Origin of the sequence: Halalkalibacterium halodurans, assembly GCF_004376175.1 — a bacterium.
Lineage (GTDB): Bacteria > Bacillota > Bacilli > Bacillales > Bacillaceae_D > Halalkalibacterium > Halalkalibacterium halodurans.
In genome coordinates this window covers 1-16,718 of sequence record NZ_SNUY01000001.1, presented here as the reverse complement: position 1 = coordinate 16,718, position 16,718 = coordinate 1, and the positions used below count along the sequence as shown (strand labels likewise).

General features: G+C 44.3%; 14 protein-coding genes and 1 other annotated feature. Of the genes, 13 read left to right on the top strand and 1 reads right to left on the bottom strand.

The window, feature by feature from the left end; all coding sequences use genetic code 11:
- Positions 1 to 17 precede the first annotated feature (17 nt).
- Complete coding sequence (locus tag E2L07_RS00070) at positions 18 to 518, top strand: DUF4352 domain-containing protein (RefSeq protein ID WP_243854870.1); 501 nt, start codon at positions 18 to 20, stop codon at positions 516 to 518.
- Positions 519 to 1,106: 588 nt separating this feature from the next.
- Here the strand turns inward: E2L07_RS00070 and E2L07_RS00065 are convergent.
- Positions 1,107 to 1,457, bottom strand: a complete 351-nt coding sequence (locus tag E2L07_RS00065) for a hypothetical protein (RefSeq protein ID WP_134228514.1) — start codon at positions 1,455 to 1,457, stop codon at positions 1,107 to 1,109.
- Between the two features lie 440 nt (positions 1,458 to 1,897).
- Between E2L07_RS00065 and ilvD the strand changes: the two genes are divergently transcribed.
- The 12 genes from ilvD to E2L07_RS00005 form a co-directional block, all read left to right on the top strand.
- Positions 1,898 to 3,565, top strand: coding sequence for a dihydroxy-acid dehydratase (ilvD, locus tag E2L07_RS00060; RefSeq protein ID WP_134228513.1), 1,668 nt, complete (start codon positions 1,898 to 1,900; stop codon positions 3,563 to 3,565).
- Between the two features lie 5 nt (positions 3,566 to 3,570).
- Positions 3,571 to 3,840, top strand: a binding site (T-box leader).
- Between the two features lie 91 nt (positions 3,841 to 3,931).
- Positions 3,932 to 5,662, top strand: coding sequence for an acetolactate synthase large subunit (ilvB, locus tag E2L07_RS00055; protein WP_134228512.1), 1,731 nt, complete (start codon positions 3,932 to 3,934; stop codon positions 5,660 to 5,662).
- Positions 5,659 to 6,180: an acetolactate synthase small subunit gene (gene ilvN, locus E2L07_RS00050; RefSeq protein WP_010899204.1), complete on the top strand. Its 522-nt coding sequence runs from the start codon at positions 5,659 to 5,661 to the stop codon at positions 6,178 to 6,180. The genes ilvB and ilvN overlap by 4 nt, the downstream gene beginning before the upstream one ends.
- Positions 6,181 to 6,217: 37 nt before the next feature.
- Positions 6,218 to 7,240 (top strand): ketol-acid reductoisomerase, encoded by a 1,023-nt coding sequence (ilvC, locus tag E2L07_RS00045; protein ID WP_010899203.1) that lies wholly within the window; start codon positions 6,218 to 6,220, stop codon positions 7,238 to 7,240.
- Positions 7,227 to 8,774, top strand: a complete 1,548-nt coding sequence (locus E2L07_RS00040) for a 2-isopropylmalate synthase (RefSeq protein WP_134228511.1) — start codon at positions 7,227 to 7,229, stop codon at positions 8,772 to 8,774. The genes ilvC and E2L07_RS00040 overlap by 14 nt, the downstream gene beginning before the upstream one ends.
- 4 nt (positions 8,775 to 8,778) lie before the next feature.
- A complete protein-coding gene (gene leuB, locus E2L07_RS00035) occupies positions 8,779 to 9,870 on the top strand; it encodes a 3-isopropylmalate dehydrogenase (RefSeq protein ID WP_010899201.1) in 1,092 nt (363 codons plus the stop codon).
- A gap of 27 nt (positions 9,871 to 9,897) precedes the next feature.
- A complete protein-coding gene (gene leuC / locus E2L07_RS00030) occupies positions 9,898 to 11,316 on the top strand; it encodes a 3-isopropylmalate dehydratase large subunit (RefSeq protein WP_053430575.1) in 1,419 nt (472 codons plus the stop codon).
- Positions 11,317 to 11,340: 24 nt separating this feature from the next.
- Positions 11,341 to 11,925, top strand: coding sequence for a 3-isopropylmalate dehydratase small subunit (gene leuD / locus E2L07_RS00025; protein ID WP_010899199.1), 585 nt, complete (start codon positions 11,341 to 11,343; stop codon positions 11,923 to 11,925).
- A 146-nt stretch (positions 11,926 to 12,071) separates the two neighbouring features.
- Positions 12,072 to 13,133, top strand: coding sequence for a DUF3196 family protein (locus E2L07_RS00020; RefSeq protein ID WP_053430577.1), 1,062 nt, complete (start codon positions 12,072 to 12,074; stop codon positions 13,131 to 13,133).
- 103 nt (positions 13,134 to 13,236) lie between these two features.
- Complete coding sequence (tig, locus tag E2L07_RS00015) at positions 13,237 to 14,532, top strand: trigger factor (RefSeq protein WP_134228510.1); 1,296 nt, start codon at positions 13,237 to 13,239, stop codon at positions 14,530 to 14,532.
- Positions 14,533 to 15,058: 526 nt separating this feature from the next.
- Positions 15,059 to 16,333, top strand: a complete 1,275-nt coding sequence (gene clpX / locus E2L07_RS00010; protein ID WP_134228509.1) for an ATP-dependent protease ATP-binding subunit ClpX — start codon at positions 15,059 to 15,061, stop codon at positions 16,331 to 16,333.
- 183 nt (positions 16,334 to 16,516) lie between these two features.
- Positions 16,517 to 16,718, top strand: a 202-nt coding sequence (locus tag E2L07_RS00005) for a transposase family protein (protein WP_134228508.1), incomplete at its 3' end; no start/stop codon positions are given.

The following is a 16,718-nucleotide window of genomic DNA, read 5'->3' as shown; positions in this document are numbered from 1 at the left end:
AACCAGAGGCGGAAGAAGTGTCTGCAGATCAATCAGAAAATGAATCTGAGGAGCCAGAAGAGGCTGAAGGCACAGAAGAAGATACAGAGGAAGAATCAGCAGAGGAAGAAGACCCAATTGCTGGTCTCGGTGAAGCTTTAAAAGTCGGTGATGTAGTCTTCACGGCTAATGGTACTAGCACAGCTGGTAGTGTTGGAGATGTTCTTACTGCAGAGGCGAAAGGAACTTTCCTTATTGTAGATGTAACAATCAAAAATGAAGGAAGCGACTCTATTACGGTTGATTCGTCTTTCTTTAAATTAAAAGTCGGAGATGTAGAATATGATTCTGATTCCTCTGCTGGACTTTACGCGAATGAAGGTGCTGACTTTTTCCTTACTAAGCTAAATCCTGGTTTGGAACTACCAGGTAAAGTGGTATTTGATGTTCCGCAAGACGTGCTTGATAGCGATGATATTTTGTTGAACGTACAAACCGGGTTTTTTGGAACACAGCAAGGGGAAATTAAAATTCAATAGTAAAGCTAACCGGTTCTCATTATTGGAGAACTGGTTTGTTTTTAATATAGATCTAAAACGACGTACTCTGCACTTGTGAAAATAAAACGTCTAGAAGAGTGGTCTCATGATAAAAAAACTCCTATCGTTAGAAAAGAACTTGGTGGCCAGACCAATTTCGGTAACGAAAGGAGAACTTACTTATAAGTGACAAAATTTATTACATACAAGATGGAATTTAAAAGTACCACATCGTGATCATCCCAAGTATAGATGGAAGAGTATTTTATGTTAGTAAAAGAATTCTCAGACACTTTCACATTAAAAAATGAGAATATTAGTTTAGCTACATATGCCCAGTATCTTAAACATAGCAAATCGTAGCAGTTGGGCGCCAATTGTACCTTTGCAACAGTCGCTTTAGAAGCAGTACATACATTAAAACAGTCGTTAGTGAAAAACGATCGTCATTTACCAAAGTTCAGATGAAACGTAGAATCCCAACTCCAATACGTGGCATGGCACAGAGTATGTGCTTCCTCTGTTCGTCTAGTAAAATCGTGGTACGATGCGGCGGTATGACAAGTGAAACGAAAATAGGCCTGTCCATTAATGGGAGAGACCTTTTTTCGTTTCAAACAGTGAGAAAGAAGGTTTTTGGGAAAGGAGATGATAAATGTCGTTTACTAATAGGCGCCGCCCATGCTCTGTGGCGAGGCGCTCTCGACTAAAAAATAACACATCCCACTTTCTCTTTTTTAACCGTTTCATTAATCGCTTTTCGTTCATATGGGAATGACGTTCAATGAGCGCAAGCTTAAAAGGAACGAGGGCGAAGTGAACGGGAATGCTTCCGACATGATAATTCAAGGTAGGGTACAAGTTTTCTTGAATAAGAAGCTCATAAAAGTCTGATTCTTCCTCAGTTTTACACTTCATCCGTCCATTTTCGACCAGCACTAAAGAGCCAACCTTTGTTTGCCTTAGCCGGACGATAGGGAGAGGGAATGGAAAATTTTTTGAGCGATAAGTTGTCCAAGTGAGTTTCCACATTTTACATCACCACGACTAGTTTGCCCAGTTTTTTTTATTTTATGTTTTGAAAAAATAGCAAAAAAGAGTTGTTCCATTGATGCTTGAATCCATGCGCATGTAAGCGTTATCAAGGGGGCTGACTAATCGAAATAGTCAAATTATTTTTGTAAAAGTGGTTGACCGAAGCGGCAGATAGGCGTATTATATTCAGCAAAAGACAGAAACGAGATAAACAAATGTCCGTATATAGAGGATATTTTTTGACTATTTCGTTTTCACAAAACATAGAATAAAGCGTAACGCTTTAAAGTGGAGAGAGAGCAGAGCTTAGAGAAGATAACGAAGCAACAGTGGGAGCGATTAGAATGAGAAGTGACATGATAAAAAAAGGCATAGACCGAGCCCCCCATCGAAGTCTGCTTCGTGCCGCAGGGGTCAAAGAAGCGGAGATGGATAAACCGTTTATCGGGGTCTGTAACTCTTACATTGATATTATTCCAGGTCATATGCACTTAAACAAGTTTGCTGAGGTCGCGAAGGAAGCGATCCGAGAAGCCGGAGGAATTCCTTTTGAGTTCAACACGATTGGCGTTGATGATGGAATTGCCATGGGTCATATCGGAATGCGGTACTCCCTTCCAAGCCGTGAAATCATCTGTGATGCAGCAGAAACCGTTATTAATGCACACTGGTTTGATGGAGTCTTCTTCATTCCAAACTGTGATAAAATTACGCCAGGTATGCTGATGGCATCGGTTCGAACCAATGTCCCATCTGTCTTCGTATCAGGTGGACCAATGGAAGCAGGGCGTACAAAAGACGGAAAGAACCTATCGTTAGCCTCCGTTTTTGAAGGAGTAGGCGCATTTTCGTCAGGAAAAATGACAAGGGAAGAGTTGCTCGAAATTGAGCAAACAGCCTGTCCAACCTGTGGTTCCTGTTCCGGGATGTTCACGGCAAACTCCATGAATTCGCTTATGGAAATGCTAGGGATGGCATTGCCGGGGAACGGAACGATCGTTGCAACTTCTGAGGCACGGCACCAGCTAATAAAAGACGCAGCGAAACATTTAATGAACTTAATTGAAAAAGATATCCGTCCTCGCGACATTATTACGAAAGAAACGATCGATGACGCATTCGCTCTTGATATGGCGATGGGAGGATCAACAAATACGGTTCTCCACACGCTTGCGATTGCAAATGAAGCCGAGATTGAATACGACTTAAATCGTATCAATGAAGTGGCAGAGCGAGTTCCATATTTGTGTAAGATCAGCCCAGCGTCCGATTATTCGATGGACGATGTCCACCATGCAGGCGGAGTAGCAGCGATCATTAAAGAACTTTGCGAGATCGATGGTGCGATACACCCAGATCGAATCACGATTACAGGCAAAAGCATCTATGAAAATGTAAAAGACGCTGAAATCACCGATGATGTAGTCATCAGGCGAAAAGATAATCCTTACTCCCCAGTGGGAGGTTTGTCTATCTTGTTTGGTAACCTAGCACCGAATGGAGCGGTCATTAAAGTTGGGGCCGTTGATCCTTCGATTCAAGTTTTTGAAGGTGAAGCGATCGTCTACAATTCCCAAGAAGAAGCGCAGCAAGGAATTAACAACGGGGATGTCCGTGAAGGGCATGTGGTCGTCATTCGCTACGAAGGGCCTAAAGGCGGTCCAGGAATGCCAGAAATGTTGGCGCCAACCTCAGCCATTATCGGAAGAGGTTTAGGAACCAAGGTAGCCCTCATCACGGATGGACGCTTTTCCGGAGCTTCAAGAGGAATCTCCATTGGGCATATTTCACCGGAAGCGGCAGAAGGCGGACCGATCGCGTTCATCGAAAATGGTGATAAGATTCGAATCGATTTACCGAATCGGACGATTGAGTGGCTCGTATCTGACGAAGAAATTGCTAAGCGCCAAGAGGGATGGACCGAGCCAGAGCCGAAGGTGAAAAAAGGTTATCTAGCTCGTTATTCTAAACTTGTGACGTCCGCCAACACAGGTGGCGTTATGAAGATCTAAATAGTTTTAACACGTTGAAGAGGATCAGTAATTAAAGACGATCATCTACAGAGAGCTGCTAGGAGCTGAGAGGCAGCGATGATCCTTTAATGAAGCTCACCTCGGAGTGCGACTTCGAACAATCGGGCACAGCCTGCTTTAGTAGATGTTGCCGGGTGGTTTTTCACTACACCCGTTATCAAAATGAGACGATTTGATCGTCCATGAGGTAGCATTTGTAAAAATGCTACGAATGAGGGTGGTACCGTGAAAAGAGAAATCTTTTTGCCCCTTTGCTAGAAATTCTGGCAGCGTGGGTAAAAAGATTTTTTTATTATTCCATTGTTGTTGGAGAGAGACAATCAAAGAATTAAAGGAGGAGCAATGATGAGTACCAACTTTAAGTTGAAAAAGCGAGAGCAACCAAAGCCTGAACCACCTCAGGAAATGTCAGGGTCAAGCATGTTGATTCAAGCCTTGGCGAGGGAAGGGGTGGATGTCATCTTCGGATATCCAGGTGGGGCGATCTTGCCAACGTATGATGAGATTTATAAGACAGGGATCCATCATATTTTAGCAAGACATGAACAAGGAGCGATCCATGCAGCAGAGGGATATGCTCGTGTATCAGGAAAGCCCGGTGTGTGTGTCGTCACATCAGGACCTGGAGCCACCAATGTTGTTACGGGAATTGCTGATGCGATGATCGACTCGTTACCACTTGTCGTCATTACGGGACAGGTAGCCACAACACTGATCGGAACGGATGCTTTCCAAGAGGCGGACATGATCGGAATTACGATGCCTATCACGAAGCATAGCTACCAAGTCCGCACAATCGAAGATTTACCGAGGATCATCAAAGAAGCGTTCCATATCGCGACGACTGGAAGGCCTGGGCCTGTACTCATCGATCTTCCAAAAGATATCTCTCTTACAACAGGCCTATTCGACTACGATAAAGAAGTGCACCTTCCAGGGTACCAACCGACAGTGATGCCAAATCGCCTGCAAATTCGGAAGCTTGTCGAAGCTGTATCACAGGCGAAAAAGCCCGTTATTCTCGCTGGTGCAGGTGTGCTTCATGCTCATGCTGCACAGGAGCTGTTTGAATATGTTGAGCAACAACAAATTCCAGTCGTCAATACACTGCTTGGACTCGGAAGCTTTCCGGCGGATCATGAACTACATTTAGGGATGGGCGGCATGCATGGAACGTACACGGCCAACATGGCGATTCATGAATCGGACTTGTTAATCAGTATCGGAGCCAGATTTGATGATCGTTTGACAGGTAACCTTGCTTTCTTCGCACCAAATGCACGCGTGGCCCACATTGACATCGATCCAGCAGAGATCGGTAAAAACATTGAAACGGAAATTCCTGTGGTCGGCTGTGCGAAGGAAGCGTTGAAAATGCTCATTGGGGAAAATGGCAAACGCGGTGATAACAGTGTGTGGCGTGCAGATTTGCAGCGAATGAAGCAAGAATATCCACTCTGGTACAAGGAAGATGGGGAGACGATCAAGCCGCAGCAGTTGATCGAAAAATTGTGTGAAGCTACAAATGGTGAGGCGATTATCACGACCGATGTCGGCCAGCACCAAATGTGGGCAGCCCAATATTATGCGTTCAATAAGCCGAATCGTTGGGTAACATCAGGCGGACTTGGCACGATGGGCTTCGGTTTCCCTGCCGCGATCGGAGCGCAAATCGCAGAGCCATCGTCAACGGTTGTAGCGGTTCTCGGCGACGCAGGATTCCAAATGACGTTGCAGGAGCTGTCCATTTTACAAGAATTAGGGCTGAAGGTAAAAGTAATTTTAGTGAACAACGCCTCGCTTGGAATGGTGCGACAATGGCAGCAACTTTTCCACGGGGAGCGCTACTCCAACTCCCTATTCCCGATTCAGCCTGACTTTGTAAAAATGGCAGAAGCCTATGACATTAAAGGGATGAAGGTGGAGAAGCTTTCCGAGGTGGATCAAGCATTAAAAGAAATGCTTGATCATGATGGTCCGGTTTTAATGGATTTCCGTGTAGCGAAAGAGGAGAATGTGTATCCGATGATTTCACCAGGGAAAGGCCAGCATGAAATGGAGGGAGTGAAGCCATGAAACGAACGATCACAGCTCTTGTGAACAACACATCAGGGGTTTTAAACCGGATCACAGGCTTATTCGCAAGACGTCATTTCAACATTGAGAGTATTACGGTCGGGGTGACAGAAAATCCGACAGTGTCACGAATGACGTTCGTCGTCATCGTTGATAACCAAAAAAACATTGAGCAAGTCATCAAGCAGCTTCACAAGCAAGTTGATGTCTTGAAAGTAAAAGACATTACCGATGAGGCGATTGTGGCGAGGGAGCTAGCTTTAATCAAGGTCGTTGCCTCACCCCAACAGCGGGGAGAAATCGCAGCAGTCGTCAATCCGTTCCGCGCCTCCATTATCGACATTGGTAGGGAGAGCATGACCGTCCAAATTACAGGCGATCATCAAAAGGTCGAAACATTTATTGACTTACTTAGACCGTATGGAATTAAGGAACTTGCTAGAACAGGGATAACGGCCTTCAAACGAGGGTCGAAAAAATACGATGTGGAAGGTAACCACATCACTCTCATTAATTAAACCCAAAAAAATAAAAAGGAAAAGGGAGAGATACGAAATGGCAAAAGTATTTTATAACGGAGATATTAACGAAGGTGTATTACAAGGAAAAACAGTAGCAATTATCGGTTATGGTTCACAAGGTCATGCCCATGCGCAAAATTTACGTGACAGCGGACAGGAAGTGATCGTTGGTCTTCGTCCAGGGAAATCTTGGGATAAAGCGGCAGAGGACGGTTTTCAAGTATATTCTGTTCGCGAAGCAGCATCACGCGCCGATGTAATCATGATTCTATTGCCTGATGAGCATCAACCTACCGTCTACAAAAATGAAATCGAGCCAGAATTATCAGAAGGAAAAACACTTGCTTTTGCTCACGGATTTAACGTTCACTTTAACCAAATCGTTCCTCCAGCAACAGTGGATGTATTCCTTGCAGCTCCGAAGGGTCCAGGACACCTCGTACGCCGCACTTATGTTGACGGTGCTGGCGTTCCAGGTCTTGTAGCCGTATACCAAGATGCGACAGGTCAAGCGAAAGACATCGCCCTTGCATACTCAAAAATGAACGGTTCTGCTCGTGCAGGTGTCATTGAGACGACATTCCAAGAAGAAACAGAAACAGATCTTTTCGGTGAGCAAGCCGTCCTTTGCGGTGGAACATCAGCACTTGTAAAAGCTGGGTTCGAAACATTAGTAGAAGCTGGCTACCAGCCAGAAGTTGCTTACTTTGAATGCTTGCACGAATTAAAATTAATCGTTGACCTTATGTACGAGGGTGGACTTGAATATATGCGTTATTCCATTTCTGATACGGCTCAATGGGGAGACTTCCAAGCAGGACCACGTGTCGTAACAGCAGAGACGAAGCAAGCGATGAAGGACATTTTATCTGATATTCAAACAGGAAAATTTGCAAAAGGTTGGATTTTAGAAAACCAAGCGAATCGCCCAGAATTTACAGCCATCAACGAACGTGAGAAAAATCATCCACTTGAAGTCGTTGGTCGTGAGCTAAGAGAAATGATGCCATTCGTAAAAGCTAAATCCAAAGGAGTGGTCGGCAGTGCGAAAAATTAGCGTCTTCGATACGACGTTGCGTGACGGTGAGCAGTCAGCCGGAGTGAACCTCAACTTTGAGGAAAAGATGGAAATCGCAAAACAGTTAGAGCGTCTCGGTGTGGATATTATTGAGGCTGGTTTTCCAGCCTCTTCCCAAGGGGATTTTCAATCGGTTAAAGCGATTGCGGAGACCGTAAAAGGAAGCTCCGTTACTGGGCTGGCCCGCTCTGTGCAAAAAGATATCGACGCAGCGTGGGAGGCGTTAAAATCGGCTGAGGAGCCACGGATTCATCTCTTTATTGCTACTTCTCCCATTCATATGGAACATAAATTACGAATGACTCCAGAACAAGTGATTGAAAAGGCTGTTGAGTCTGTGAAGTATGCAGCCAGTCGTTTCAAGCATGTTCAATGGTCAGCTGAGGATGCGAGCCGCTCGGACTTTCCGTTTTTAGCGCAAATCATTGAAGCGGTGATCCAAGCGGGAGCAACCGTTATTAATTTACCTGACACCGTTGGATATACGACGCCGCAAGAGATTAAGCGAATGTTTCAATATATGAAGCAAAACGTTCCAAGCATCGACAAAGTCAGCTTGTCTACTCATAACCATGACGACCTTGGAATGGCAGTTGCTAACTCATTAGCAGCGATTCAGGGCGGGGCCGATCAAGTGGAATGCACGATTAATGGCATTGGGGAAAGAGCCGGTAATGCCTCTCTTGAAGAGATTGCCGTCGCCCTTAATATTCGTAAAGATCATTATGAAACAGAAACTGGACTTATTTTAAAAGAAATTAAACGTACGAGTAGCCTTGTAAGCAAATTAACGGGCATGGTTGTACCGAACAATAAAGCGGTCGTAGGAGCGAATGCATTTGCTCATGAATCGGGCATCCACCAAGATGGCGTTCTAAAAAATAAACAAACATATGAAATTATTACACCTGAGATGGTCGGTGTGTCATCCAATTCGATGGTGCTTGGAAAACATTCAGGGCGCCATGCGTTCAAAACGAAAGTTCAGGAACTTGGATTTACAGGAACAGATGAGCAGCTAAACAACATTTTTAAAGCATTTAAAGACCTAGCAGATAAAAAGAAAGAAATTACCGAAGACGATCTATTTGCTTTAATGACCGAACAGACCGTTGGAGGAGAAACGAACCATTACGAATTGCAAGCTCTTCAAGTGAATTACGGGTCCAACCTGACGAATACGGCAACGATCACGATGAAGTTACCATCAGGGGAAGTGGCGGAAGAGGCGGCCACTGGGTCTGGAAGTGTTGAGGCGATTTACAATACACTTGAGCGCCTGCTCGATGCCCCGGTGAAATTGTTAGATTATCGAATTCAGTCCATTACTGGCGGTAGGGATGCTCTGGCAGATGTCTATGTTCAAATGGATTATCAAGGAGTCGTCTCAAGTGGACGCGGCACGGCCCATGATGTGTTAGAAGCGTCAGCAAAAGCCTATTTAAACGCAGTTAATCGAACGATTAATCGAAAGAAATATGCAGAAGTTTATGGATCGAAGGTGGAGGTGTAGGGCAATGGAGAAACAAATAGCGGTTTTGCCTGGGGACGGTATTGGTCCTGAGGTGACGGACGCAGCCATAGAAGTGCTGCAGGCAGTGGCCGATCGTTTTGGGCATACGTTCTCCTATAAAAAAGCCCTATTAGGCGGATGTGCGATTGACGAGGTAGGAACGCCGCTCCCAGAAGAAACGCTAGACGTATGCCGTCATGCGGACGGAATTTTACTTGGTGCTGTCGGAGGTCCGAAGTGGGATACACTGCCCGGTCATCTTCGTCCAGAAAAAGGACTGCTCGGCTTACGGAAGGGATTAAACCTCTTTGCTAATTTACGCCCAGTCACTGTGTATGACAGTCTAGCAGATGCCTCCACTTTAAAAAACGATGTGATCGATGGGGTAGATTTATTAATTGTCCGAGAGCTGACTGGGGGGCTTTATTTCGGGGAACCGCGTGAACGACGGGGTGAAGGCGAAACAGAGGAAGTCGTAGACACCCTTCTCTACACGAGAGGGGAAATGCGACGAATTATTCGTAAAGCCTTTGAGCTAGCTATGGTTCGAAATAAACATGTCACATCGGTTGACAAGGCGAACGTTCTTGAATCGAGTCGGATGTGGCGCGAAGTGGCAAACGAAGTGGCACAAGAATTTCCTGAAGTTACGCTTGAACATATGCTCGTAGATAATGCGGCAATGCAGCTCATTCGTAGACCGAAACAATTTGATGTGCTCGTGACGGAAAACCTTTTTGGTGACATTTTAAGCGACGAGGCTTCGATGGTGACAGGCTCCCTCGGAATGCTTCCGTCTGCTAGTTTAACGAGTGATGGACCGGGACTTTATGAGCCTATCCATGGATCAGCTCCTGATATTGCAGGGAAAGGGGTAGCAAACCCACTTGCGACGATTGCATCATGTGCCATGATGTTAAAATATTCCTTTGGCTTGCATGAAGAAGCGAAAACAATTGAAGATGCGATTGAAGCAGTATTAAAACAAGGGTATCGTACAGCAGATATTGCTAAGCCAGGTGAAGAATCAAGTTCAACCAAAGCGATTACGGATGCTGTAGTTGAAGCGATTCAAGCCTCTGTTGATATTTCATAAATGATGCTTTAGAAAGGAAGAAAAGCGATGGCTCCAAAAACAATTATTGAAAAAATTTGGGACGCTCATACGGTCATCGGTGAGGAAGGCAAGCCGAGCCTTCTTTATATCGACTTGCATATGGTCCATGAAGTCACCTCACCGCAAGCATTTGAGGGCTTACGCTTAGCAGGCCGCCCTGTGCGCCGGCCAGATTTGACATTTGCTACGATGGATCACAATGTTCCGACGGTTGATCGCTTTAACATTCAAGATCAAATTGCTCGGAAGCAAATTGAGACGTTAGAGGCGAACTGCAAAGAATTCGGAATTGAGATCGCTGGTTTAGATAGCCCGAATAACGGAATAGTCCACGTTATCGGACCAGAGCTCGGCTTAACGCAACCAGGAAAAACGATCGTTTGTGGTGACAGTCATACGTCCACTCATGGCGCATTTGGTGCGCTGGCTTTTGGGATCGGTACAAGTGAAGTAGAACATGTACTAGCAACGCAAACGTTGTGGCAATCGAAGCCGAAAACGATGGAAGTTCGTGTTACAGGGGAATTAGCACCATCTGTGTCAGCAAAAGACATTATTCTTGCCGTCATTGCGAAATATGGTGTTGATTTTGGAACCGGACATGTCATCGAGTTTACGGGAGAAGCGATTCGCTCCCTATCAATGGAAGAGCGGATGACGATCTGTAATATGTCGATTGAGGCAGGAGCAAAAGCTGGTTTAATTAGTCCAGACTCTGTAACGTTTGAATACCTTCGAGGCCGACCGAATTCTCCTAAAGGTGAGGCGTTTGACGTGGCTATCCAGCAATGGGAAGCGTTAGCGACTGATGCTGGAGCTGTGTATGATCGTGTGCTCACAATGAATACGTCTGAAATTGAACCGATGGTCACGTGGGGAACAAATCCAGCCCAAGGGACAGGGGTTAGTCAGGTTGTCCCTTCACCAGACGATGCAAAAGATGAGAATGAGCGTCGGGCGATCAAACAATCGCTAGCTTACATGGGCCTTGAACCAGGAACACCGATTACTGAGATTGCGATTCAGCACGTGTTTATCGGTTCATGTACAAACTCACGTCTTAGTGACTTACGTACAGCAGCAGAATTAATAAAAGGAAGAAAAGTGGCGGATGGCGTGCGAGCACTTGTCGTACCAGGTTCTCAGCAAGTAAAGCGGGCAGCAGAGAAAGAAGGATTGGATGAAATCTTTAAGGAAGCTGGGTTTGAGTGGCGTGATTCGGGCTGTAGTATGTGCTTAGGGATGAACCCTGATACCGTTCCTGAAGGTGAGCGCTGTGCGTCTACGTCGAATCGTAACTTTGAAGGAAGACAAGGAAAAGGAGCGCGGACACACCTTGTGAGCCCACAGATGGCAGCAGCTGCTGCGATTGCAGGTCACTTTGTGGACGTTCGCACATTCCAATCCGAACCGCAGACCGTTTAATCGCGTAAAAGGAGGGGAAGACCGATGGAACCACTAAAGACACACACAGGTACGATTGCCGTCTTGGATCGGGTCAATGTAGATACAGATCAAATTATTCCGAAGCAGTTTTTAAAGCGTGTAGAGCGGACGGGATTTGGCCAATTTTTATTCTTTGACTGGCGCTTCTTGCCGAATGGAGAAGACAATCCAGATTTTGAGCTAAATCAACCTCATGCAAAACAAGGGACGATCCTTGTCGCAGGGCATAACTTCGGGTGTGGTTCTTCGCGTGAACACGCACCTTGGGCCATTAAAGATTACGGCTTCAGAGTAGTCATTGCACCAAGCTTTGCCGACATCTTCTATAATAACTGTTTCAAAAATGGTATCTTGCCTGTGAAATTAAAGCAAGAGGAAGTAACAGCTTTGATGGAGAAGGGCAAAGATACAGCTTATAGCCTAACTGTAAATCTGGAAGCCCAAACCGTGACAAGTGAGGATGGATTCGAAGCAACGTTTGAAATTGATGGGTATTGGAAAGAAATGCTCATTAATGGATGGGATGAGATCGGACTTACCTTGCGTTACGAGGAACAAATTAAACAATTTGAGGCAAGCCGGGTTTAATGATCAAAAGAGTAGGGAATATGAATGGAAGAAACGGAAAGTAGCTGCCTGAATACTAGGCAGCTACTTTCTCTCCTCGATTTGTGTTTTCATGTGCGTCTTGGTACACTTAGGCAAAGAATCGTTCTCTCCCATTGGAGAGAAGAGTGGAGCGATACAATACCATGAGCGGGAAAAAAACGGAATCAAGCGATAACATCGTGTTATACCCAGGACTTGTCAAGCGATTGATTGAAAAGGGGATGGAGGCGCTAAAAGAAAAAGATGCGAAAAAAGCGTTAACCATGTTTGAACAAGCAGAACAATACGATGCTGAACCTTCGCAAATTCTTTTCGGTAAAGCTCTTTGTTACGTGGAATTAGGCAAGTTAGATGATGCTGTGCTATTAACCGATCAAATGTTGCGAAATGATATTGGAAACTACTATGATATCTTGCAAATTCATCTTTCGTTACTCGTCCAGTTGGGAAGATATGATGAAGTGGTCGAAATGTTAGACGTCGTTCTTGCTGAAGATAGACTCCCGGCTAAACACGCCGAATCCTTTTATCAGCTACTCCACTTTAGTCGCCAGATGGTCGAGGATTCTCCTACATACATAAAAGAGCCGCTTTCTGAAGAGCTCGATTTAAAAGAAACATATGATGATATAAATGAGCGAGATTCATTAGAACAATGGCATTTTCTACAACAGATGCGCAAGCATAACGATCCGGCCGATATTCGCACTCTGCTTTCATTCGTCGAATCTGAAAGCAATGATCCTGCTTTGAGAAGTTATGCCTTACATATGTTAACGATGCATAAAGTAGAAAAGCGTGTGAGAATTCGAAAATTTGATCAGGAAGCGGAGGTCATCCCAGCAGAGCTTAATGCGGATGAGCAACAGCGGTTTGGAAATGCGGTGGTAGAGCAGCTAGAAGCCAGATTGGCAGTCGAGAACCCGTCCCTGTTTAAAATGGCAGAGCAGCTTTGGTGGCAGTTTTTGTACGCGTTATATCCTTTTACACCGAAGCCTGAGCAGAAAGATCTATGGGCAGGAGCCGTTCATGTAGCCGTTCATGAATCAAATGGGTTACCTTTCGATGAAGAAGAAATTGCCGGGATGTACAATTGTCGGGTGCAGCAAATGCTAGAAAAAGGAGAAGAAATTCATTTTGTTGAAACCGAGACGTTTCAAGGGATTAGTGGTCATTCCTTCCGCTAACCTATCCCTTGAAATCAATCAATACTATGTTATAATAGAGTGGTTGTAAAGCAGAAGGTTCGTTTGAAAAATGTAAGTGTGAAGTTGGAGGGACTAATAAACAATGACTGCAAAATGGGAAAAGTTAGAAGGTAACGAAGGTGTCTTAACAGTTGATGTTGAATCAGCGAAAGTGGACGAAGCTTTAGACAAAGCATTTAAAAAAGTTGTAAAAAAGGTCAATGTACCTGGATTCCGTAAAGGAAAAGTACCTCGCAAAATCTTTGAACGCCAATTTGGGGTAGAAGCTCTTTATCAAGATGCACTCGATATTCTTTTACCAGAAGCGTATGCTGCGGCAATTGATGAAACAGGGATCGAGCCTGTCGACCGCCCAGAGATTGATATCGAACAAATGGAGCAAGGGAATAACTTGATTTTTAAGGCAACTGTAACAGTCAAACCAGAAGTTCAGCTTGGTGACTATAAAGGATTAGAATTTGAGGAAAAAGATACGACTGTTTCTGATGAGGATGTAGAACAAGAATTAAAGAGCTTGCAAGAGCGTCAGGCAGAGCTTGTCGTTGTTGAAGAAGAAGCTATCCAAGAAGGTGATACAGCTGTTCTTGATTTCGAAGGCTTCGTTGATGGTGAAGCTTTTGAAGGCGGAAAAGCGGAAAATTACTCTCTTGAAATTGGCTCAGGTCAATTTATCCCAGGATTTGAAGACCAACTTGTTGGCCTAAAAGCTGGGGAAGAAAAAGATGTGGAAGTCACATTCCCAGAAGAATACCATGCGGAAGAACTTGCAGGAAAGCCAGCCACTTTTAAAGTGAAAATTCATGATGTAAAACGCAAAGAGCTTCCTGAGCTTGATGATGAGTTTGCAAAAGACGTGGATGAAGAAGTAGAAAGCTTAGATGAGCTGAAAAAGAAGCTCCGTGAAAAGCTTGAAAAAGATCGCGCTCACGAAGCGGATCATGAGAAGCGGGATACGCTTATTCAAAAAGCGTCTGAAAATGCAACGATTGATATTCCTGAAGCTATGATTAATACAGAGCTTGACCGCATGACACAAGAGTTCGAGCAACGTTTGCAAATGCTAGGAATGAACCTTGAAATGTACTTCCAATTCTCAGGCCAGACACAAGAGCAACTTCGTGAACAAATGAAAGAAGATGCAGAAAAGCGTGTTCGCGTGAACTTGACACTCGAAGCGATCGCAAATCAAGAAAACTTAGAAGCATCTGATGAAGATGTTGAAAAGGAACTTGAAAAAATGGCTGAGATGTACCAACGTTCTGTGGATGAAATTAAATCCATTTTTGCAACGCAAGGTGGAACGGACGGTATTAAAGCTGACCTTAAGATTCAAAAAGCGGTTGATTTCCTAGTCGAGCACAGTAAAGCTGTCTCATAACAAAATAGTCGGTAACACCATGACATGTAAAACCAAAACAAGGCACGTGCTTCGTGCCTTGTTTTACACTATTTTTGATCCAATTAGCTTGTATGACAAAGCGTGGATTCGAGTATCCTAATGAGAAGGCGAAACATTACCACGAAAAGAAGGAATTTCTCCTTCAATTATTGAATGTATAAAAAATGCGGTCATAAATATAAAAGATAGAAGCTATCTTATGCTCGCGTGCATCCAAATGTTTCGCGCTTTTTGACTCACCTCATGTTCACGATTCGCTATTTGACAGTACATATGACTTACATACCTATTTCGTTCGTCTACATGTCACAACCGTATCACATTACACTAACAGTACATAAGTTTTTTTGTATGGCTTCAAAAGCGCTTTTACTCACATAAATGGTCGTTCTATGTTACAATGTCAAAATAGCGAGGAAAGATTGAGCGGGTCAAATCCATGAGAGCTTTTCGACTACGAGAAGCTTTAACAACGTGGTACAATACTAGTTAAGGGGTGATCCGGATGTTTAAGTTTAATGATGAAAAAGGGCAATTGAAATGTTCTTTTTGTGGAAAAACACAAGATCAAGTGAGAAAATTAGTCGCTGGTCCGGGCGTTTATATATGTGATGAGTGTATCGAATTGTGCACGGAGATTGTAGAAGAGGAATTAGGCACTGAAGAAGAAGTGGAGTTCCAAGAGGTGCCGAAGCCTCATGAAATTCGCGAAATTCTCGATGACTATGTGATTGGTCAAGACTTAGCAAAGAAATCGTTATCCGTTGCTGTGTACAATCACTATAAACGCATCAATTCCATGAGCAAATCGGAAGAGGTCGAGCTTTCGAAAAGTAATATCTGTATGATTGGACCTACGGGTAGTGGTAAAACGCTATTAGCTCAAACGCTCGCTCGCATTTTAAATGTACCTTTTGCGATTGCTGATGCCACTTCTTTAACGGAAGCTGGTTATGTTGGTGAAGACGTGGAAAACATCTTGCTTAAATTGATTCAAGCTGCTGACTATGATGTAGAAAAAGCGGAAAAAGGGATCATTTATATTGATGAAATTGACAAGGTTGCACGTAAATCTGAGAACCCATCGATTACGCGTGATGTTTCTGGAGAAGGGGTCCAACAAGCCTTACTAAAGATTTTAGAGGGGACAACAGCTTCCGTTCCTCCTCAAGGAGGGAGAAAGCATCCCCATCAAGAGTTCATTCAGATCGATACGACGAATATTCTCTTTATTTGTGGAGGAGCGTTTGATGGCATTGAACAAATCATTAAGCGCCGTCTCGGGAAAAAAGTCATTGGGTTTGGCTCCGAAGTTAAGCAAGACGAGTTAAAACCAGGTGAATATTTAAGCAAAGTATTGCCTGAAGACTTGCTTCGTTTCGGTCTTATCCCAGAATTCATCGGACGACTGCCTGTCATTTCGAGCTTGCAGCCTTTAGATGAAGAAGCGCTTATCGAGATTTTGACAAAGCCAAAAAACGCGCTCGTTAAACAATATAAGAAGTTGCTTGAGCTAGATGATGTGAATTTAGAATTTACTGATGAAGCGTTGCGTGAAATTGCAAGAAAAGCGATTGAGCGTAAAACAGGCGCACGTGGTTTGCGCTCAATCATTGAAGGACTAACGCTCGACGTCATGTTTGACCTACCTGCCCGCGACGACGTAGAAACGTGTATCATTCACGATAAATGCGTCACCGAGGGAGAGCTCCCGATTTTAAAAATGAAAGATGGCTCGGAAGTAGCGATGACTAAACCGGAACCAAAGGAAAGTGCCTAATGGATACTAGCTGCCCTTGCGTAAAAGCAAGGGTGGTTTTTTTCGTGAAGAAGGGTAAAAATCGGCTATACAATAAATGTTGGGGTTTTTGCACAAAAGAGGGCAAAAAAATGCACGCAGGCTCCTTTATCCATTATCCTTGAATTGCCTAGAAACAAAGAAAGGATAGGAGCTGCGTGTACGATGAATTTTACCATGGATTTGCCCGGATTAAAAGGTGTGAAGGTCACAAAGATGGAGGAACGAGAGGACTTTATCGCGCTCCATGTAGAAATGCCGCGAACGCCTCATCGTTGCCCATCCTGCGGGGAGAGAACCGAGAGAATCCATGATTACCGCATCCAAAAAGTTCAACATCTCAAGCTCTTTGAACGGTGGGTGTATC